This is a genomic window from Metabacillus idriensis (assembly GCF_009674765.1).
Taxonomy (GTDB): domain Bacteria; phylum Bacillota; class Bacilli; order Bacillales; family Bacillaceae; genus Bacillus_P; species Bacillus_P idriensis.
In genome coordinates this window covers 12625-32992 of sequence record NZ_WKKF01000018.1, presented here as the reverse complement: position 1 = coordinate 32992, position 20368 = coordinate 12625, and the positions used below count along the sequence as shown (strand labels likewise).

General features: G+C 38.3%; 19 protein-coding genes. 1 reads left to right on the top strand and 18 read right to left on the bottom strand.

Annotated elements, in window-relative coordinates; all coding sequences use genetic code 11:
• Positions 1 to 46 precede the first annotated feature (46 nt).
• The 6 genes from GJU41_RS23300 to GJU41_RS23275 all read right to left on the bottom strand — a co-directional run bounded on the left by GJU41_RS23300 (position 47) and on the right by GJU41_RS23275 (position 6806).
• Complete coding sequence (locus GJU41_RS23300; protein ID WP_154319729.1) at positions 47 to 1153, bottom strand: galactitol-1-phosphate 5-dehydrogenase; 1107 nt, start codon at positions 1151 to 1153, stop codon at positions 47 to 49.
• Positions 1154 to 1347: 194 nt separating this feature from the next.
• Entirely contained in the window at positions 1348 to 2373 is a 1026-nt protein-coding gene (locus GJU41_RS23295; protein ID WP_154319728.1) for a zinc-binding dehydrogenase, read from the bottom strand.
• Positions 2374 to 2396: 23 nt separating this feature from the next.
• Positions 2397 to 3656, bottom strand: a complete 1260-nt coding sequence (locus GJU41_RS23290) for a galactitol-specific PTS transporter subunit IIC (protein WP_154319727.1) — start codon at positions 3654 to 3656, stop codon at positions 2397 to 2399.
• Positions 3657 to 3732: 76 nt separating this feature from the next.
• Positions 3733 to 4017 (bottom strand): PTS sugar transporter subunit IIB, encoded by a 285-nt coding sequence (locus tag GJU41_RS23285; RefSeq protein ID WP_154319726.1) that lies wholly within the window; start codon positions 4015 to 4017, stop codon positions 3733 to 3735.
• Positions 4018 to 4041: 24 nt separating this feature from the next.
• On the bottom strand, positions 4042 to 4515 hold the full coding sequence (locus tag GJU41_RS23280) for a PTS sugar transporter subunit IIA (protein WP_154319725.1): 474 nt from the start codon (positions 4513 to 4515) through the stop codon (positions 4042 to 4044).
• A 233-nt stretch (positions 4516 to 4748) separates the two neighbouring features.
• On the bottom strand, positions 4749 to 6806 hold the full coding sequence (locus GJU41_RS23275) for a BglG family transcription antiterminator (protein ID WP_154319724.1): 2058 nt from the start codon (positions 6804 to 6806) through the stop codon (positions 4749 to 4751).
• Between the two features lie 774 nt (positions 6807 to 7580).
• Between GJU41_RS23275 and GJU41_RS23270 the strand changes: the two genes are divergently transcribed.
• A complete protein-coding gene (locus tag GJU41_RS23270) occupies positions 7581 to 7796 on the top strand; it encodes a hypothetical protein (protein WP_154319723.1) in 216 nt (71 codons plus the stop codon).
• On the opposite strand, the gene GJU41_RS23265 is transcribed toward GJU41_RS23270, so the two are convergent.
• From GJU41_RS23265 to GJU41_RS23210, 12 genes are all read right to left on the bottom strand, one after another.
• On the bottom strand, positions 7782 to 9167 hold the full coding sequence (locus tag GJU41_RS23265) for an MATE family efflux transporter (RefSeq protein WP_154319722.1): 1386 nt from the start codon (positions 9165 to 9167) through the stop codon (positions 7782 to 7784). The genes GJU41_RS23270 and GJU41_RS23265 overlap by 15 nt on opposite strands.
• A 253-nt stretch (positions 9168 to 9420) precedes the next feature.
• Positions 9421 to 11163 (bottom strand): ABC transporter ATP-binding protein, encoded by a 1743-nt coding sequence (locus GJU41_RS23260; RefSeq protein WP_154319721.1) that lies wholly within the window; start codon positions 11161 to 11163, stop codon positions 9421 to 9423.
• A gap of 40 nt (positions 11164 to 11203) precedes the next feature.
• Positions 11204 to 12013 (bottom strand): energy-coupling factor transporter transmembrane component T family protein, encoded by an 810-nt coding sequence (locus GJU41_RS23255; RefSeq protein ID WP_154319720.1) that lies wholly within the window; start codon positions 12011 to 12013, stop codon positions 11204 to 11206.
• Between the two features lie 31 nt (positions 12014 to 12044).
• Complete coding sequence (locus tag GJU41_RS23250; protein WP_154319719.1) at positions 12045 to 12623, bottom strand: hypothetical protein; 579 nt, start codon at positions 12621 to 12623, stop codon at positions 12045 to 12047.
• Between the two features lie 35 nt (positions 12624 to 12658).
• On the bottom strand, positions 12659 to 13711 hold the full coding sequence (locus GJU41_RS23245) for an NAD/NADP-dependent octopine/nopaline dehydrogenase family protein (RefSeq protein WP_154319718.1): 1053 nt from the start codon (positions 13709 to 13711) through the stop codon (positions 12659 to 12661).
• 69 nt (positions 13712 to 13780) lie between these two features.
• Positions 13781 to 14470 (bottom strand): GntR family transcriptional regulator, encoded by a 690-nt coding sequence (locus GJU41_RS23240; protein ID WP_154319717.1) that lies wholly within the window; start codon positions 14468 to 14470, stop codon positions 13781 to 13783.
• Between the two features lie 283 nt (positions 14471 to 14753).
• Positions 14754 to 15014, bottom strand: coding sequence for a stalk domain-containing protein (locus tag GJU41_RS23235; RefSeq protein ID WP_154319716.1), 261 nt, complete (start codon positions 15012 to 15014; stop codon positions 14754 to 14756).
• A gap of 308 nt (positions 15015 to 15322) precedes the next feature.
• Complete coding sequence (locus GJU41_RS23230; RefSeq protein ID WP_154319715.1) at positions 15323 to 15985, bottom strand: GntR family transcriptional regulator; 663 nt, start codon at positions 15983 to 15985, stop codon at positions 15323 to 15325.
• A 153-nt stretch (positions 15986 to 16138) separates the two neighbouring features.
• Complete coding sequence (locus GJU41_RS23225) at positions 16139 to 17113, bottom strand: 2-hydroxyacid dehydrogenase (protein ID WP_154319714.1); 975 nt, start codon at positions 17111 to 17113, stop codon at positions 16139 to 16141.
• Between the two features lies 1 nt (position 17114).
• The gene (locus GJU41_RS23220; protein WP_154319713.1) at positions 17115 to 17825 is read right to left on the bottom strand and encodes an RraA family protein; all 711 of its coding nucleotides are present in this window, start codon (positions 17823 to 17825) and stop codon (positions 17115 to 17117) included.
• 20 nt (positions 17826 to 17845) lie between these two features.
• Positions 17846 to 18619, bottom strand: a complete 774-nt coding sequence (locus GJU41_RS23215; RefSeq protein WP_154319712.1) for an enoyl-CoA hydratase/isomerase family protein — start codon at positions 18617 to 18619, stop codon at positions 17846 to 17848.
• Positions 18616 to 20367, bottom strand: coding sequence for an FAD-binding protein (locus GJU41_RS23210; protein ID WP_154319711.1), 1752 nt, complete (start codon positions 20365 to 20367; stop codon positions 18616 to 18618). The genes GJU41_RS23215 and GJU41_RS23210 overlap by 4 nt, the downstream gene beginning before the upstream one ends.
• Between the last annotated feature and the right edge of the window lies 1 nt (position 20368).

The window sequence follows — 20368 nt, the reverse complement described above, 5'->3', positions numbered from 1 at the left end:
GAGCTCCTAGAAAGTCAGTTTTAACTGACTTTCTGGGAGCTCCTTCTTAGTTCCTAATTCCAACTTGACCCTCTGATTCATGATTCTTCAGCTTGCTCCGCATTTCTTCGGGATGAAAAATTACTTTTACCGAATGCAGTTCCCGATTGGTTATTTTACGAAAAGCTTCCGGGCCATCCTGCAATGAAAGCCGATGTGAGATCATCGGGCCGGATTGGATTTGCCCAGTGCTTAAATAGTGAATAGTGGAAGTCCATTCTTTACCTGGAAAAGGGTTAGAGATGGCATTCCAGGATCCGTATACTTTTAGTTCATTACGGACAATCTTTTCGAAAAAGAACCGTTCAATATGGATACCTGCATACGGGATCCCCATGAAAACAACTTCCCCACCTTTTCGAGGCAACGCAAAGACCTGCTCGGAGGTTACAGGAGAACCCGCTGATTCTATAGCCAAATCAACACCCCGGTCTTTCGTATATTTCATTACCATTTCATAAGGTGGGGCGTTCAGTGAATTAATGGTTACATCTGCACCAAGTTCTTTGGCAATTTGTAGTTTCCGTTCGTCAATATCAATGGCGTATACTTTCTTCGCCCCAAAAATTTTAGCCCATTGCACGGCAAGCAAGCCGATGCTGCCGACCCCCATAATCGCCACCTCTGCCCCGGGGCGGATATTCGTATGGTAGAAGCCGCGTGCGACGACGGCGGAGGGTTCTATCAGTGCCGCACTGTCATAATCTACGTTGTCTGGTAAAAGAATTACATGACTTTCAGGCAAAGTTGTATATTCTGCAAAAGCACCTGGCCTGTAAGCCCCGATGACCTGAAGTTTCTCGCATTGTGCCGGTTCTCCTCTGCGACAGCTTTCGCATTTTCCGCACACAAAGGCTGGGCATCCCGCTACCCGGTCCCCTTGTTTCACCCCCGTCACTGCAGGGCCTGTTTTTATTACCTCTCCGGCAAATTCATGACCGAATGTCATCCCGGGCACATATGGACCAAGCTTATTGTATCTGGAAGTATCGGAACCGCAGATCCCTGCTGACTTTACTTTTATGATGACGTCGTCCTCATTTTCAATGACAGGCATAGGGGCGTTCTCCTCAAAGCGCAGATCTTGTTTTCCGTACAATTTTAAAGCTCTCATTCTAATCACCCGGCTTTCTACGATTCTGAATTAACAGTCCTTTTCTTTTTTCCAAAAAGGAGTTTGCCTGAGGCTAATCCTACAATAATTAAGTTGAAAACGACCTGATTTTGGAAATAGAAATGGCTGATTCCCCTTAAGGGTCCCAGCATGAAATTTAAGAGTCCGTCAATCATTTCTTCACCACTCCTTATTTAAGGTCTCAGCAATACTTTAATCGCTTCACCGCTTTTTATGGCTTGGTACGCTTCATTCCATTGGGTAATTGAAAATTCATGGGTTACCAGTGCCTTTGCATTGACCTTTCCTTCATTCATCAGAGCAAGTGATGGTTCCCAGTCCGCCGAATTTTGGCTTCTGCTTCCTACCACCCTAATCTCTTTCTGAATGACTTTTTCAAGGTCAAAAGGAATTTCAGATTTTGCAAAAAGTCCAACCTGAGCGTACTGGCCTTTTTTGTGAAGCAAATCAAGTCCCTGTTTTGCACCAGGAACCGCACCGGAGCATTCAAGAACGACATCAGCGCCATAACCATCTGTTAATTGGTTTACAAGATCCTTTACATTCTCTTCTTGGGTATTGACTGCGTAGTCAATTCCTAGCTCCTTAGCTTTATTCAGCCTGATCTTATCATTCGTCAGCCCAGTAATGATAACTTTTCCTCCACGGGCTTTGGCCACTTGAGCAGCGAGCAATCCGATTGGTCCAGGACCTATTACTACAATGAGATCTCCTTGATTGATCTCAGTCTTTGCAATTGCGTGATAGGTACACGCCAAAGGTTCAGTCATAGCACCTGATTTGAAGTCCACACGCTCAGGAAGCAGATGGACACTGTCTTTACGGGCTATCAGATATTTAGCAAAAGCTCCATCCTGCTGCGTTCCCAATCCTTTACGAAGAGTGCACAAATTATAGTCTTCGGATTGACAATATCGGCATTCGCCGCAAATATAAAAAGTCGTTTCGGACGTCACACGGTCACCCGGTTTAAATTCAGTTACCTCTTCACCAACTTCCGCTACAACACCGGAAAACTCATGCCCGAGCGTAACAGGCACCGCCACCCTGTAATGGCCTTCATACGTATGAATATCTGAACCGCAGATACCAGCGTATTTCACTTCAATTTTTACTTCATTCTTTCCAGGCGATGGTACTGGTTTTTCCTGAATTGCCAAGTGTCCAAAGCCCTGTTCTGTTTTAGACAGTGTTTTCATTGTGTATACCCTCCAAGCATGTATTAATTAAATAAGGAGAAAACTTTCCAGATTACCCAGTTCACTAAGTTACCGCCTTGGTCTATGCTTGATACCATTGAAGAGCCTTCCGGCAAGTTTATTTCAGCACCCTTTGCCATATCGGTAAATATCGGAGCAATGTCTGTTGCCATATATAGAGAAAGCGCTATCATAATTGTTCCTACGATGACTGAATGAATAATATTCCCTTTGGCAGCGCCAACTACAAAGGCGATAACAAAAGGAATAGTGGCCAAATCGCCGAAAGGAAGGACGGCATTGCCTGGTAAAATAACCGCCAACAGAACCGTCACCGGTGTTAAAATGAGCGCAGTAGCAATGACGGAAGGATGTCCGAGCAGAACCGCTGCATCAAGTCCAATATAAATTTCGCGGTCTCCGAACCGTTTGTTCAGCCAGGTGCGAGCCGATTCAGAAACCGGCATCAATCCCTCCATTAAAATCTTAACCATGCGAGGCATCAGCACCATGACGGCTGCCATCGCCATTCCAATTTCAACAATCTGGCCGGCGCCGTATCCTGCCAATGCTCCAATGGCAGCACCTAGAATCAAACCCATAACCATCGAATCTCCGAAAATACCAAACCGTTTTTGAATTGCATCCGGATCGGCGTTCAACTTGTTCAGCCCTGGAACCTTTTGAATCCCCTTAATAAGGAAAATAAACGGTGCATATGAAATCGTACTCCCGGTGGCTACCGATACCCCTGGCATATCATAGAATTCACTGACCATCGGCTGTGTCCAGTCTGCTATCTTAAGGCATACAATTTGGAACAGCACAGCTGCGATTAGTCCTTGAACAATGCTTCCTGAAATGGTGTAGACCAAAGCGGCCATAAAAGTGTAATGCCAATAATTCCAGATATCTACATTCATCGTTTTAGTCGTCTTGGTCAAGAGCATCACAACGTTAACAAACAGTCCAATCGGAATGATGAATGCCGCTACGACAGAGGCCCAAGCAACAGAGGAAGTCGCTGGCCATCCCACATCAATGACGTTTAACTGCACCCCCAACCGGTCCACCATCCCTTGGGCAGCCGGCCCAAGATTTTTGGTCAGTAAATCAATAACAAGGAATATCCCGACAAATGCAACCCCAATGGTCAACCCGGAACGAAAAGCCTTTCCTGGTTTTTGGCCAAAAAGCAGACCGAGTAGAAAGATGGCCACTGGCAAAATAACGGTGGCACCCAAATCTAAAAATCCCTGGATAAAATCAACAAATGCTTGCATGAAAATGCCCCCCTTACAGAGATGTGTAAATTTATAAAATCTTCTTATCTATGTCGGTCAATTCGCATTTTATCTTTTATTTTTTCAAAGCTTCTAAAATTTCTTTCTTCGTGTCTTCCACTCCGATTCCCGTAAGGAAATTGCGGGCATTGATGACAGGGAACCTGTACTCTTTTTTCGTCATGGCGGTCGTCACCAATAAATCAGCTGTATCCTCATAGGCTCCCACTTCGGAAATTTTAAGCTGGACTAGATTAACATCCAGATTATTTTCTTTTGCCATTTCCTCAATTGCGCTGTTTACTACCGTTGATGTTGCAATTCCTGCTCCGCATGCTACCAATACTTGTTTTTTTGCCATTTTAAGCCCTCCTGTTTTTATATCTCAATTAATTTCGAATTCTAATTTTCTTTCCAGCAGCTTCTTAATTTCTGATTTATCCTTTTGGTTCACAAGCCACTTCAGAACGTCTCCATCCTGGAAAATCTGCATGAGATTCTGCAGCAGCGAAAGCTGGGAATGAGCTTCATCCATAGACAACATAAAGATGATTTGGACGGGTGTTGTCTCGCTGTCATTTCCCATCACCCCAAAATCAACCGGCTCTCTCAATACAGCCACACTGATTGATTTTGCAATGACGTGATGCACATCCGTATGGGGAATGGCTACAGAAACTCCTGCTGTTGGTAGTCCCGTGGCAAATTCCTTTTCTCGTTGAATGATGGCGGAAATAAAGCTCTCCTTAACTAATTTTTGATTTGCTAAATTCTGTGCAACTGTCTCTAGTATTTTTTCTACGGAATCACCTTCTACATCAAGTAGAATAAGAGATTCATTGAAAATCAATTTGCTCATATGGTACACCCCTGATTCGTAATTTCTCTTTAAGATAGCGTGAGGATTTGACCATTTACAACGGTAAAACAGAAAACCTTGTATCAATAGAGTTTAATCTATAGGGACTTAACTGATTTTACGTTAATGCTCCCTAATGTCTCTCATGAATTGTTTCAAAAGTCTTATTGTTGTTAAATGCTTCTTTTTTAATGCTGTAAAGAGCTTATCGTTGTAAATTCGGGACGCTACCCTTATTTGGAATAGCACTGGATCATTTGATAGGCTTCCTCAACGGATTCTGCATGTATCAAGCTGTCCCGCTCTTCCTTTGCACCGGCCAAGCTCATGAGCTGCATCAGCGCATGGATATGCTGATGCTTGTCCACCGCTGAAATCGTAATAATCAGGTGAATCCTGTAGTCTTGTGTATACTGCACGCCTTCTTTTACTCTCAGCAGGCTCATTCCCACCTGATTTGCTCCATCTTCTGGTGCTGCATGGGGAATGGCAATATCTGGTCCAATAACGATATATGGATCTTTTTTACTGTATCCAATCATGGCATCCACATATTCCGGCTGAATACACCTGCTCCGGATAAGCGGTTCAGCGCTTATTCGAACAGCCTCTTCCCACGAAGCTACTGAATCTCTAAGTGTAATATGTTCAGGGATTATAAGCTGGTCTAAATTTAGATCGGTCTCCACGCCTTGCTCTACAAAGGGAGAAGCATCTTCTCTATGAAAATATTTAGTCAATTCCTCTGCAAGTGCACTCCTGTGTTGAATTACGGCATGTTTTTCTACCATTTTTAAGATGGTGTTTATATCAATTTCTGATGGTAAATATTCGTTCACTGCAAGCAATACTTGTTTTCGAAGCTGATGCTTTTCATCCCGTCCTAGAAATGTCTTTGTAACAAACAGTTTTTTGTAGGTTTCCAGATAAATAGGAGCGAATACAACATCATAATCCAGCGAGTAATGCAGAAACTCACGCACCGATAAGTAATCCAAAAAGATGAATTCAGGGAAGAGCTCTCTTAATTCGTTAAACATCAGCCTTGAAACGGATATACCCTGCGGACAAACCACAATCGCTCTCACTTTCTTTTCGATGCTTTCCCCCTGACGCTTCATCCATCCCCCAATGAGCATCGTAATATATGCAATCTCATTCTCGGGGATTTCAAGACCAATCAGATCTTTCAGCGGACCTATGGAACGTTTCGTCAAATGATACAACTCTTTAAATTCCTTGCTTGAGGGAGCCTGATAGACAATGGTGTCGGTTAGCTGATATTTAATCCGGTAGTACGCGGGTTTTATATGTTGCAAAAGCTTACTTAAAAGTTGCTCACGCTCCTGCAGGTAAATGCAGGCACTCTTTTCAAATTGCCGAAGCATCTGATCTATTGCCGGCACGAGGTTTGGCACGGTTTCATCTTTTACAAGATTGGTTGAAAACACATTCGCCGTTAGCAGGTGGAGCGTAATAAACAGCCGTTCCGCCACTGGAATATCTCCGGTACCTGAGAGGATTTCTTCTGTCGCTTTGTACTCCTTCGTATTGGAAAGCTCCTCGTACTGGATGGAAAACGAATCAAGAATATACCCCTTATCTACTCTCTGATGAATCAGAATCAGCACATATGGCATCGATTTCAATTTTTCATCGGTGAATCTTAAATTCAGCTTTTCCTCTACCGTTTCAATTTTTCTCGTGAAATCTTCAATTTGCTCCTGAGTAATCCCTGATATTTTTTGAAGTCTGTTTTCTCCATGATGCATTCGAAGGACAAGATTCGTTATTTCCATCAACAGCTTGCGGATTTGAAATTCTTTCCCTGTTAAAAGGTAGCCGTATTTTCTTGAATACTGGATCAATAACTCATAACTGTTTAAATAGCTTTGGGCCTTTTTCAAGTCAAGAAGGATGGTATTCTTGCTGACCCCCAGTTCAAAAACGAAATGATTGAGCGATAACTCCTCCGCCGATCCGGCAAGCATTAATATAATCAGCTGGACTCGCTGACCCTCGGTAAGAACTGCCGCCTCTGCAGCAGCTGAAACCCCTTCATATCCTCCGCCTAATTTTGCAATCACCGATTGATCAATGACAAAATGACCTTTACTAGTTCGTCCTATGGGAGGAAGTTTATTAAACATCAGCCAATCATTGATTTTGTCTATGCTGTATCCAAGCTGCCTTCGGGTAAGCGTGTAATTTTCCTCCAATTCAATGCTCGTAACACCTGGATTGCCTGTCAGCTCATTCAGGATTTTCGTGCAACGATCGCTAAGCATCATGGTGTTCCTCCTTCTTGAATGTAGTGTAGCACTTTAAAGTTTTGTTTTGTATCCGCTTTCATCACAACCTTATGTACAAATGATGTACATCATTGTGCGGTACAATATACATCAAATTTGTTGTACATTATATTAATGGAAATAAGATGTTTTATCCAGGTTGAGGTTTTGCTGTTTGGCCGAAAAACAAAATGGGACTTATTGGACACCCCTATATCTAAAAAGACTTCATAAATCTGAAAGTGGCTTAGAAGAAGTTAAATACAGAGTGAACGTTCATGCCAAATTCCCAATCTAATTTCACACCTCACCATTCAATTAGGGGTATTCTGAAACTAGAATAAAAAGAAACAGTCCAATTAATATCAAATTGGACTGTTTCTCTGCTTGATTATATTTAAGTTTTGATCACAAACCGAATCTTCAAAATTTGTTAGAAAATAACGTCTAGTTTTTTCTCTATTTATTCTTTTTTACTAGTTCTACAGCTATCTTTGAATCATAAAAATTTCCGTTTGTTTGAACAGTCACACTATCAAGCTCTATTTCTTTGTACCATTAATAGTTACGATGTTTTTATTTACAGGGAATTCAGCAGTTGTTTTCCCTTTTTGAACGAATAGGACCGGGTTTTCTGGATTTGACACAACAATCTTAACGTTTGCTCCCATTGCTTTAAATGCTGTCTCAGCATAATAAATAATTGATTATCCAATTTCTTCAAATCTAAGCCAAGTGCCGATGCAACAGCATGTGCTAGATGTATTCTGCTATATGAATGTAAAAATAGATGATAATATCGATAAGGTGAAAGAAATTACCCTTTCTCCAGAAGCAATGAAAGAAATGATAGATACACTGAATGTAAGTATTCGTCAGACTGCACTGGATATAGGTATCTCGCACTCCACCCTCTCTCGGTATATCAGAAAAGAAAATAAAAGGCAAAATTTTATCAATAAATTAAGAAGGGATCTAGAAGCTTCTTGATTTACCTAATTGAGGTACAATATCAGAATGTTTTAACCAATTATTATTTTGATAATTGATCCACAACCAAACAGCTCTAAACAGGTTATCAAACCCTATTGCAATCCAGATTCCAGCTATTCCCCATCCGAAATATATACCCAATAGGTAAACCCCAATTGTTCGTATCACCCATATCCCAATTGCAGTTGAATACATAGGGAATTTCGTGTTTTCGGCTCCTTGGTACACACCAGTAAGTATAAGGACTACAGCTAAAACAGGCTGGATAAATGCATCAATTTGTAATGCAATTTTTATTTCATGGATAACTGAGGTTTCATTAGTGAAAAAATATGCTGTCCACTCACCCAATAGAAAGAGAAAAACCCCAAAAAGAGCCATTATTCCAGTTCCCAAAAGGATGGAGAAGTTTGCGTATTTCTTTGCTCCAGCTACATCATTTGCTCCCAGCCTTTGACCGACAAGAGTTGTTGCTGCTGCTGCAAAGCCGTAGCCAATCATGTAGGAGAAAACTTCAATATTCCCTGCAATTTGATGTGCGGCGAACGTTTTTGTTCCTAATGCAACAATCAGTCCGAAGTATAGCACCTGCCCAATACGCATGACCAGTCTCTCTCCTGCAGCTGGAGTGCCTAATGAAATTATCTTCCATTGCATATTCCTATCAAGTTTCCACTTAGAGAAGTCAAAAGAGATGTCTTTTGATTTAGATAGAAAAACAAATAGGCCAATAACTCCAATTAATCGTGCAATAACGGTTCCATATGCAGCCCCAGCTAGGCCCATGGCAGGGATAAAGAAGAATCCGAATATGAGAACATAATTTAAAGCAATATTTAGCAGATTAATCATAATGCTGACTTTCATTGGTGACTTTGTATCCCCTGTTCCTCTTAAGATGCTTCCCAAAACAAACATTAAAGAAATAAGGATGGAAGGAATGGAGACGATTTTAAAATATGTAAGAGCAGATGATAAAACCTGATCTTCAACTCCCATCAGTTGCAATAAGGGTTTTGCGAAAAACAATGAGATAAAGCCAAAAATAATGCCAATGACAGCCGCAAGCAGAATGGATTGCTGACAGACTAAATTGGCTTTTTCTTTTTCGTTAGCACCAAGATGTTTAGCTACAAATACATTAGCTGCTACTCCTATTGACATAAAGATTGCGAAATAGACTGCTAAAATCGCGTTTGTCACACCTACAGCTGAAACTTCAACTAATCCAAGTTTAGATACAAAGAGTGTGTCAACAAAACCTAGGATAGTCTGGAAAAAATTTTCAATGACCGCTGGTATGGCTAAAAGAAAAATAGTTTTGAGAATTTGTCCATTGGTTTCTTCTTTGTGTGCTAGCTGGCTCAACTCAATCTCCCCTAATTATCGATTGAATATATATATTACCTCATTTAAATTTCTGAATTTTGGTTTCTTCTTCTATCTTTACTAAATGATATAAAAAGAAATAAAGGTATGTCATTTTATACAATGATATATATGATAAAAACATCATTAACATATAAATTATAGTATTTTACATAGTATACATTATGTTCAATTTACATCCTTTGGATAAGAAAAAAACCGTTCATTTTGAACGGTGATACAAGCTGATTCTTTAAACAATCTTAATATCTTGGTTATAATTTACTACTTCTTTATTAAACATGTGCCAATTCAATACTTGAGGAAATCCATATTCTAATAACTCTGCTGAAAACTGAGAAATGATGGGCGGTTTTAATTTTAGTGAATGCAGCTTTTGATAGTTTTGAAAGAATACTTCTTTAGGACAGCCATCAAGTACAACTTTCCCTGCATCTATGACTAATACTCTGCTGGCGTATTGAGCAACTACCTCCATATCATGAGTAATCATGACCACTGTTGCTCCTTTTTCCTTTACCAGCTTTTCCATTAAGGTTAAGAGAGCTTTTAAGCTTTGATCATCTTGGCCTGTAGTGGGTTCATCTAACAAAATGATCTTAGGATCAGAAACTAACATCGTTGCTACAGCTAACCTTTGTCTTTCCCCTCTGCTTAAAGAAAAAGGATGTTCTTTTCTTTTCTTTTGCAGCCCTACCGTATTGATAGCCAGTTCCACCTGCTCACTGATGACATCTTCACTATAGCCCCTATTTTTCAATCCGAATTGGACTTCCTCCTCAACAGTGTTACAAAACAGCTGATTATCAGGATTTTGAAACACATATCCAATATCTAAAATGATATCTTGGACTTTATAGTTTTTAGTATTCTTGTTATTGATTTCGACTTTTCCTTCAGACGGCTTTAATAATCCAATTAAATTCTTCATTAATGTAGATTTGCCACATCCATTATGACCGACAATCGCCAAAAGTTCCCCTTTATTAACTTCTACATTAATATCAAATAGGATTTGTTTATCTTTCTGATATCGGAAGTTCAAGTCTTCAACTTTAGCAACGATTTCTTGGGTACTGCTTTTTAAGTTATTTTCATGTATTGGCAGAGTCAATTTCTTAGAAACAAGTAAATTTTTAACCCATTCAGAAACTGCTTTTTTTGAAATTGGAAAGGAATCGTATTTAAATCCTTTTTGAAACAGAAACTTACCTAGTCGTATATGGTCTGGTATACGTATTCCTAATTCGTCCAATTCATTAAAATGATTATATAAAATTTCGCTCGGATGACCGTTATAAAGTATTTCTCCTTCATTCATAATGATAACTCTGTCAACAAACTCAATAAGATCGTTTAAATCATGTTCGATAATTAGAAATGTCGTATCGATTTCTTCCTTTAATTCTGCCAATATATCCATGACTTCTTGTTTGCTGACTGGATCCAGGTCCGTTGTAGGATCATCAAGAATTAAGATAGATGGTAGCATCGCTAAGTTACTAGCAATTGACACCTTTTGTTTTTGCCCACCTGATAAAGAGAACGTTATTTGCTTCTTAATATCTTCTAATCTGAGCTTTTGAAGCCCATAGTGTACCCTTTCTTTAATTACTTCTTGAGTGTATCCTTGGCATTCTACCCCGAAAGCAATTTCATCTTCCACTCTTATTGAGAAAATTTGGTCTTCAGGGTTTTGAAAAACCATGCCTATTTCTGAGGCAAGAGAATGCATAGGCACGCTTTGGGTATTCTTTCCGTTGATGATTACATCTCCTTCTAATTTACCCTCTGCGAGATGAGGAATGATCCCGTTTAAGCATTTTGCCAAAGTTGTCTTGCCACTTCCGCTTGTACCAGTTATGAGGACAAACTCGCCTTTTTGGATTTCTAAGTCTATGTTAGTTAATGTGTTAGTTTCTACCCCTGGGTATGAATAACTTAGGCTCTTCACTTCTATTATATTACTGCTCATACTCTCACTCCTTTTGTAAAGGGTTTTGATGGACACTTTACTATAAGACGACTGAATTATCTGCACCTAACCCCAAAACGAATCTTACATATAAAGCAGCTATTAAGAAAATAATCGTTAATATAGTAATAATCGTATCGATATTTGTGAATTTCATATCCTGATAGTATTCTTTCCATGCCATTTTACTGAACCCTTTGCTTTCAACGGCTAGACCCATTGTTCTGCTTCTTCTCAAAGAGTTAATTAAAAGTGGAAAGACAGCCAATTTGAAACTGTTCCAACTTCCTCTTATCCCCTTCTTATTTACGCCTCTAATTGTTTGGGCATTAGAAATATTGGTTAATTCTTCGAACACTAGTGGGAAAAACCGCAATGTTCCTAAAAACATAAATGCAACACTGATAGGCACCTTCATTTTCATTAACCCTTTTGCAAGTAGAGCAGGATCTGTTGTAGAAATTAATATGATCGTCATAAAACAAGGAATAGCAATCCTATAACCAAGGATTAGACCTGAATATAGGCCGATATCAGTTGCTTGAAGTGAGCCAATTGAAAAAAGGATGTTAGCATTTGGCTGGTTGTAGTTATAAAAAGTTGCAAAAACAATTGCAGACATAGCAAGTATAACGATCGTTACGAGCAATGGAAGGATTGGCTTAATCTTGATCCTCGCTGCAAACCATAATGGCAGACCCAACAATAGAATGGTAGTTAAATATACAGGATTCAAGAATAAGAGTGGGATAATAACGAAACTCAATATTAAAAGTAATTTAGCTCTTGGGTCTAATTTATGGACCCAAGTGTTTTCATCCAAGTTGGAAACAAAATCAATTGCAGCCACTGTTTACACCTCCATATGAATTACTAGAATATCAGCCTAAAAGACCCTTCAGTTTGAGCCCAAGTTTCCTGGCAATAGCAGCACCAATTATCATACCTACAATAGAAATAGCGAACACGATTGCAATCATATTAAACGGAACAGGAATCTGATAAACACTGATAATACTCCACCAAACAAAAGCCTCGTATACCATGTTATAAAGAACAGCCGCAACGATTAAATCTTTTGTACTGGAATAAACCTCGTCAGCATTTGCAAATGCTTTACTTCTCATATTTAAATAGATTTCAGGCAATAATGGAGCGATTACAACCAAAACCCAGTATACGGGTATTTCTCCTTGGATAAAAAAGTTGATAGCGCACCAGGCAGCAGTAAAGTAGACAGAAGCATATGGCCTCCTTACAATCACCCAACAAAGAACTAGACAGAAAGAACAAAACAGATAAACAAACGTATGATTAAATGGAAAGACAACTCCTGCAAATTTAAAGAAATACCATAGTACTCGATATAAGACAGCAAATACGACAATTGTAATTAAATCAACCGCAGTTACCTTCTTCTTAAGTACAGCAATTTTATTTCCAGTAACTAATTCAGTCATTATTTTGCCCCCCACTTAATATTAATTTGATATTCCTAGATCTGTTGCGTTAGCCCTCCTACACCTAAGATTTGCTCTTTCCTCCAATCTTTAAAATTAACACCTTCTTCTCTATAATCCGTATTCATAAATAAAGAAGCTGTGTTTATGATTGAATCTGTATAAGGGGTGTCTATCCCCACTTTCTTTCCTAATTCCGATATAGGAACAAGTCCAAATGGGATATCCTCTGTGATGTACCGATGATTTAGAGTGGTAGGTGCAGTTCCAACTGGGAATAATCCCGGCAGAGCCTCATAAAGGCTTGAATAATTGGTTCCATAAAATTCGTTCAAGATACTGAGGATGTCTTTAGTTTCCACTTGTAACAAATTTGCTAACGTTACTCTTTCTTGATCAAGTTTTTCAATAAATGCAACGGTTAGTGGTGAAACACCCTGACCATAAAATTGGAATTCCTCGGATGAATCGATTCTGCTTGCATTGAAAAGTGTAATTGGAGTGTGGACAACAACGTTTGAATTGTTTAAAGATGTCTCAAATATATTCTTAGCTGTTATTAATTGTGGGAAGGTTTCTAAAAACTTGTTTGAGATGGAAGAATTCTTTGATGTAGGAATGGAACTGATGAGAACATTTTTCTTAATTTTATTGATGAAGACGGATCCTGCATTATCTGCTTTACTAACAAAAGGCATCGCACTAGTTTCTGCAACAGTAATATTTTTCTCTTCTATAATACCTCCAATAATCTCTTTACATTCTATTGCCCCCCAATAACCTGGAAAAATAGCAATGGTTTGGTTATCTTTTAATAGAGGTTTCAGTTTATTAAAGACTTGTTTATGTCCTAAAGATGTAGTAGTGACAATGATATATTCTGCATCTTCGATGACCTCTTCCATAAGAGAAGACGCTTCTATACTAAGCTTCGCAGAATACATCCCTTTCAGCTCTAGTCCTTGCTGCGAAATTCTCTTTGCCTTTAATGGATCTCGACTGTATAATTTTACCCTCTCCCCTTTTAAAGAGAGGTAGCTTGCAATCGCTTGGCCTGTATTACCTGCTCCAATCACCGCAAATGTCATATTATCCCCCTTATTCACTTGTAATAGAAATAGTCTTTAAAAAATGACTGCTTAATTTCTTTTTAACTATTAATTGGATTCGATTTGCAAAGTTTCTTCATATTGAATTACTGCTTGGACAGCTTGATTCATTGAATCTAATACATGATTTTTCATAGTTAATTCTGCATTCTTTTTATCTTTTTTAATGATGAAATCAAGTATGACCTCATGTTCATCCGATGTTTTTTTTGTGTCTATAAAATGAGCTAACCGTCTGTATCGCGTGATATGGTCGTTTAGTTGAAATAGTATTTTTACTACCGTTTTGTTCTGACTTAAATTGTAGAGGTAAGTATGAAATTGTGTACCAAAATTACTGACATCTTCATGGTTCCCTTCCACTGAAGTTTCTTTAACCATTCGAACTAAATAAGATAAATTTTTGATATCCTGATCCGTAATGTTGTCAGCAGCTTCTGACACGACAATTCCTTCTAACATGCTGCGCACTAAAAAAAGCTCTTTAACTTCTTTCACCGATACTGGTGCGACTTTTAAACGCCCATTTGGTTGACGAACGACTAATTCCTCTAGTTCTAACCTTTGAAGAGCTTCCCTAAGAGGAGTTCGACTAATCTCCAATTCATTTGATAATTCTTCTTCAACAATTTGTTGACCTGGTTTGAAATTACAATTTATGATTCTTTGCTTAACTTCTGTATAGGCGAAGTCTTTAGCCGAAACTCTCATTAACGGGATATCTCGCTGTGTTCTCAAAAATTCTCACCTCCTGTAGAATGTATCCAAATATAATTGTATACAATTATATTGTATTCAGTTTTTCTTAAAATGTAAAGAATAATCAAAATATTTTGTATTTTATAAAATAAGGACATCGGTAGCCAATGGAGAAATCTTACGCTAAGCAGATTCCAATCAAATATACCTACAGTTTATGGTGTATGACATAATCCTGAACAAGAAGAAACAGTCCAATTTATACTTATCGGACTGTTTCTTTGATTTAGCTATTCTTATCGTATATCAGACCCATTTTATTTCACATCTGTAAAGATATAGAAAAAACAACTCGTACCGTTCTTTTCTTATTTATTTTTTTCACTAGTTGTACAGCTTCTTTTGAAACGTAAAAATTTCCATTTGTTTGTACAGTCACGCTATCAAGCTCTATTTCTTTACCATTAATAGTTACGATGTTTTTATTTACAGGGAATTCAGTAGTTGTTTTCCCTTTTTGAACGAATAGGACCGAGTTTTCTGGATTTGACACATCAACATATATTAATATATATATTAGCATATGTTATAACAATAATTATGATATATATAATTCATAGGAGAAGAATAAGAATTAACGTTAAGGATTTAAACCGTTAATTTCAACAACTACGCCGATTGTTAATCAATTATTACTAGAAAAAAACCTTATTAAAAAGTATCTTCAAATAAAGATATTTTTTTAATATTTACAGATTTCTATCTAATAACTCAACCTGTAATAGGCGAAATTAGTCTTAATCCACGTTACCGTCTAAATTAAATTCAAATTTGTGTCTATCTGACATGGAACACCTTTTGGACACAGATGATAAAAAAATTGCCCCACCATCATTTTTCCAGCTCTCTATTTGAGAGAATTTTGTTTTTAACAAACTCCAAGTGAACTGTAAAGGCATCTATACATCTTTCAGTATCTTTTTGGATGAATGCATCCACTATAGGTTTGTGAATTTGTGTCAGTTCATTAAAATCATCAAAGTATACTTGGCTTGTAAGGTACCAAACACGATTTGATCTAGCACTTAATAATTCCCATATTCTATACATAAAAGAATGATTCGCCAGTTTATATATATAAGTATGGAACATCACGTCTGCACTTCTAATTAAATCAACATCTTGCTTTTCCCCTGCTTCCACCATTTTTTCAAAAAGTGAAAGAAGATTTATTTTGTCTTGTTCTTTTGCATTTTCGATTGCTAGCTGAATAGCTAACGGTTCCATCTTTTCCCGGAAATCATATATTTCTTTAATATCCTTGAGAGAGAGATTTGAGACAAATGTTCCTTTATGCCGCATACTTACTACCATACCATCTTCATTAAGCCTCAAAAAGGCTTCTCGAACAGGTGCTTGGCTTACACCATGTTTAGTAGAAATATCTAATTCCGTGATACGGTCACCAGGTTTTAATTCACCCTTTATTATTGAATCTTTTATCAAATGGTATATCTGATCCGCAAGAGAATCTTGCTTCAATAATCTCCCCATTGTTACACCTCATCTGAATTATATATCATCGATAATCTTTAAATATTACTAAGTATAATGTTGGGAAAATTACAAGGCAAATCAAGTGAAAAAATATGAATCTTGATGAATAATATTATAAAGTACTACGAGTACTGCATTCTTAGGAAACATTTATTTAATATAATTGTTCACAAAGTTGGGAGGGGCCTCTCCTAATAAACCAGCTTGTAGATTTGTTAAGGCAAGGTTAGCCATCTTCAAACGGGTTGAGATACTTGCACTTCCTATGTGTGGAAGGCATAAAACATTTGGCAATGCTAAAAGTGGATGGTCCAGCGCTACAGGTTCATTTTGGAAGACATCTAGTCCTGCACCCCAAATCTCATTGTTTCTAAGTGCATGGTAAAGCGCTTGTTCGTCGACTATTCCACCTCTTGCTGTGTTAATAAGAATCGCACTTTTCTTCATTAATCTAAGCTCTTCGGTACCAATCAGATTTATTGTATCTGGTGTATAAGGGACCATAATGCATAGGAAATCAGATTCCTTTAAAACATTTTCAAAAGAGGAGTAGGTGATGCCCAACTCATTTTCTTTATCATATTTACGAGTTCTGTTGAAGTAAAGAACATTCATATTAAAACCTTTTGCCCGTTTTACCAATGCTTCTCCAATTCGGCCTAGTCCTATGATTCCAAGAGTAGCTCCAAAAACATCCTGTCCTGTGAGCTGCATAGGAGACCACGTCTTCCATTCACCACTCTTCAAATAATTGGAAGCCTCTATAAGTCTGCGTGCTGTTGCCATTAAAATGGCAAATGTCAAATCAGCTGTTGTTTCGGTCAAAACACCAGGGGTATTTGTTACCATAATCCCATGCTTTGAGGCACAATCTAAATCAATATTATTGTAGCCAACAGCCATATTAGCAATAATTTTTAAATGTTTTGCTTTTTTGATTAACTGTTCGTCTATTGTTTCGGTTAACAAACAAAGTAAACCATCAACATCTTGAACTTCTTTTTCCAACACATTACGTGGAACTGGAGTTTCTTCTTCTGTCCACATTGTTACTTCAAACCGTTCGTAGACTTGAGTAAGAACTTGATCTGGCAGTTTACGTGTAATATAGATTTTTGGTTTCATTTTACTGCTCCCTGCTGCTTATTATGGACTTGGAAGGTTCAAGAAGTTCACAGCCCTTTTCATTCAGCAATTTATCTACCCATGTTCTATCCACTGTCCCTTGTTCGATTGCAGCAAAGATTTTCACTTCATTTGAGGCCATGTTATTTGCTTTTTTCAGAATTTCTTCGACTTCAGCCTGTGGTACGACAACAAGTCCATCCTCATCGCCTACAATAAGATCACCTGGATTAATCAGCATTCCTCCAATGGAAATTGGCACATTCACCTCTCCAGGGCCATCTTTATAGGGACCTCGATGCGTTACACCTTTTGCGTAAACTGGAAAAGTATCGTTTTTGAATGCTGCTGCATCACGGATTGCGCCGTTTATAATAAACCCGGCAATCCCTTTTTTTTCAGCAATTTTTTTCATAATTTCTCCAACAATTGCATTTGTTATATCACCACCAGCATCGACAACGATAATATCACCAGGCTCAGCTATATCTATAGCCTTGTGAACCAGCAGGTTATCACCTGGTCTTGTTTTCACTGTAAGCGCTGTTCCGACAAGCTTACCTTCTTTATGATAAGGTCTTAATTCACAACCTGCTGCTATCATTCGTCCCATATTATCGCTGATATGAGGCGTAACAATATGCCTAAACTGCTCAACTATCTCTTTGCTAAGACGTTTTTCAACGGATAGCACCCTAAATCCTAAGCTCATATTACAACCCTCATTTCTTATCAATCTTTTAATTTTTGGTGGTACACAGGCTTTCTTTTTTCAAAAAAAGCATTGAGTGATTCTTTGATATGTTCTGTCTGATGAAGGGCAGAAAAGTAGTCCATTCCTTTTTGGTAAAATTGTTCAGCATTTTTGTAATCTTTCATAGCTTGTTTAATTGTTTTAACGGTTGTAAAAGAATAGGAGGCAAGAAGCTCTGCTACTTTCTTTCCCTCTTTCTTCAGTTGATCTCTCTCAACAATTTTATTGGCTATTCCCATCCGCAGCATATCGGACGCCTTCATTCTTTCACCTGTTAATAACAGATAAAGTGCGTTCGCTTTTCCGCAAAGCTGAATTAACCGTTCAAATCCGCCATTGCCAGGATATACAGTTCGAGTTATTTCCGGATAGCCAAAAATAACATCATGTGCAAACAGCCTTATATCAAATGCACTAGCTAACTCTGCCCCTCCCCCGAGTGCGTTTCCGTGTACGCAAGCAATAGTAGGCTGAGGTGTGTTCATAATCGCCTGAAGCATTTCATGTCCCTCAATCCATGCTTTTTCACTTTCATTATTCTTGATTCTATCAGGAAATTCTTTCAAGTCCGCACCACAGCAAAAATGCTCTCCAGTGGATTCAAAAAGAATAACGCTAACATCTTTATCTGCTCCTAACGATTGAAAAAGATCCTTGATCTCACATTTTGCTTTATTAGAAAGTAAATTTAATGGAGGCGAATCGAATTGAACTTGAGCAATTCTGTCGCAAACGGTGACTTTTACCTTCATATGTTAACTTCATTTCTTTTTTCTTTTCGCTGTCCTGGCCAATTTTTTGTTTTTAGTTTCATTTCATTATTTTCATTTACAACATAAATACTTTTGATCCAATTTGAATCATCCTTTTCCGGATAATCTTCTCGAAAGTGACAGCTTCTGCTTTCTTTCCTGGCTTGGGCGGAAATCACAATGGACTTCGCAGTAATGAGCATATGTTTAAAATCAATAGCAGCAGCGAAGTCCTCTTCACCAAGCTTAAATTCTCCTGATTCAAGGTCTTTTTCAAGGTCGTTTATAAGTTCCAACGCTTCATTTAACCGTTTTTCATTACGGATGATTAGACAGTTTTTATACATATTATCTTTTAAATTCTTAGAGGCTTCATTTAGGTTCTTTGTTCCTGTACTCATTTTTATCCAATCAAATACCTCAGCTAATAAAGTTTTTGCTTTGCTTTCAACATCACTGGTCTGAATCTGTTGTTTCGCGTATGCAGCAGCTGCTTTCCCTGTGCGGTGACCAAAAACCTGTCCTTCAGCTAAGGAATTCCCTCCTGGACGGTCTGGACCTCGAAGTCCTCCTGCTGTTTCTCCAGCAATGAACAATCCAGGAACTTTTGTTGTACCATCTGGAGACTCAATTAATGCGCCCCCATTCATGCATTGAGCAATAAGTGCTACTTCAAACTTATCTTTAAGAATATCAATTCCTTTTGCTTTTAATACACCGCTTGTTTTTGGGATTTTTTGTTCCACAATTTTTTCAGATCCAGGCGGTAAATTAGCCCATACTCCTCCGTTTGGTGCAGGATTCGCTTCCATTTCTTTCTGGATAGATGTATCAAAGTAATACGCATCGCTTGAAATAGTAAATGGAAAGACTTTTTTCTTGTAAACATTATCAATATCTATATGCGAAGGAACATGTTTAGAGAAAATTTCTTCACCTTTATTGTTCTTAAGAATTGGCTTCGTTTTCCAAACTGGACCTGAAAGTAATGTAATAGAAGGTTTAATTGCTCCTGGTCCGATTTGAATAAATTCCATATTGATTAAAGGAACACCCAGTTCATAGGCCATTGCATATCCGTTACCAACCATTTCAGCTGTTCCTACTGCGTATTTATATACATGTTGAGCTCCGCCGCAGGCTAGGATAACAGATGGAGCTTTGTATAGGATCAGTTCGTTTGTTTCATGGTTTACTGCAAGTGCCCCTGAAATGTTTTTGTTTTCGTCTGTAACTAATTTGAAAACTGACATTTGTTCATCAATCGGAACTCCATTTTTTTTAATCTGTTTTGAAAGAGCAACAAGGATATGCCGAGCTGTTACGCCATTTACACGGCATGTTCTTGGATAAGTTGCAAAATCACTCATACCTTGCACTAATTTACCGTTTTCTTGTTTATCAAAATTTAATCCTATATCAATAAGGTCTTTTATTCGATCTGGAACTTCCGAGGCAAGTGTCCAAACAAGCTCCGGATCAATAAATCCTTTTCCTGCATCAAGTGTATCTTCATAGTGGATTTCAGGGTGATCACGCTCATCTCCGTGCCCAATGGCAGCAGCAATCGCAAGCAATTCAGAAAATGCAGTTGCAGTAGAACCGCCTCCAAGCCATTTTGATTTTACAGCTACACGTACTTCTGCCCCCGCCTCTACTGAAGATAAAGCAGCCCTAGCTGCTGCTCCGCCTCCTCCGACTACTAGTACATCTGTTTCAATTATTCTGTCAACATTATATTGTGACAAT

Bases quoted from the DNA above. Each gene is read 5' to 3' on its own strand.
- GJU41_RS23280 (WP_154319725.1), bottom strand. From the start codon at position 4,515: ATGAGCAAATTGATTTTCAATGAATCTCTTATTCTACTTGATGTAGAA.
- GJU41_RS23215 (WP_154319712.1), bottom strand. From the start codon at position 18,619: ATGAAGGTAAAAGTCACCGTTTGCGACAGAATTGCTCAAGTTCAATTC.
- GJU41_RS23250 (WP_154319719.1), bottom strand. From the start codon at position 12,623: ATGACTGAATTAGTTACTGGAAATAAAATTGCTGTACTTAAGAAGAAG.
- GJU41_RS23300 (WP_154319729.1), bottom strand. From the start codon at position 1,153: ATGAGAGCTTTAAAATTGTACGGAAAACAAGATCTGCGCTTTGAGGAG.
- GJU41_RS23230 (WP_154319715.1), bottom strand. From the start codon at position 15,985: ATGGGGAGATTATTGAAGCAAGATTCTCTTGCGGATCAGATATACCAT.
- GJU41_RS23295 (WP_154319728.1), bottom strand. From the start codon at position 2,373: ATGAAAACACTGTCTAAAACAGAACAGGGCTTTGGACACTTGGCAATT.
- GJU41_RS23260 (WP_154319721.1), bottom strand. From the start codon at position 11,163: ATGAGCAGTAATATAATAGAAGTGAAGAGCCTAAGTTATTCATACCCA.
- GJU41_RS23275 (WP_154319724.1), bottom strand. From the start codon at position 6,806: ATGATGCTTAGCGATCGTTGCACGAAAATCCTGAATGAGCTGACAGGC.
- GJU41_RS23220 (WP_154319713.1), bottom strand. From the start codon at position 17,825: ATGAGCTTAGGATTTAGGGTGCTATCCGTTGAAAAACGTCTTAGCAAA.
- GJU41_RS23245 (WP_154319718.1), bottom strand. From the start codon at position 13,711: ATGACATTTGCGGTGATTGGAGCAGGTAATACAGGCCAAGCGATTGCA.
- GJU41_RS23285 (WP_154319726.1), bottom strand. From the start codon at position 4,017: ATGGCAAAAAAACAAGTATTGGTAGCATGCGGAGCAGGAATTGCAACA.
- GJU41_RS23225 (WP_154319714.1), bottom strand. From the start codon at position 17,113: ATGAAACCAAAAATCTATATTACACGTAAACTGCCAGATCAAGTTCTT.
- GJU41_RS23290 (WP_154319727.1), bottom strand. From the start codon at position 3,656: ATGCAAGCATTTGTTGATTTTATCCAGGGATTTTTAGATTTGGGTGCC.
- GJU41_RS23270 (WP_154319723.1), top strand. From the start codon at position 7,581: ATGAATGTAAAAATAGATGATAATATCGATAAGGTGAAAGAAATTACC.
- GJU41_RS23235 (WP_154319716.1), bottom strand. From the start codon at position 15,014: ATGCTAATATATATATTAATATATGTTGATGTGTCAAATCCAGAAAAC.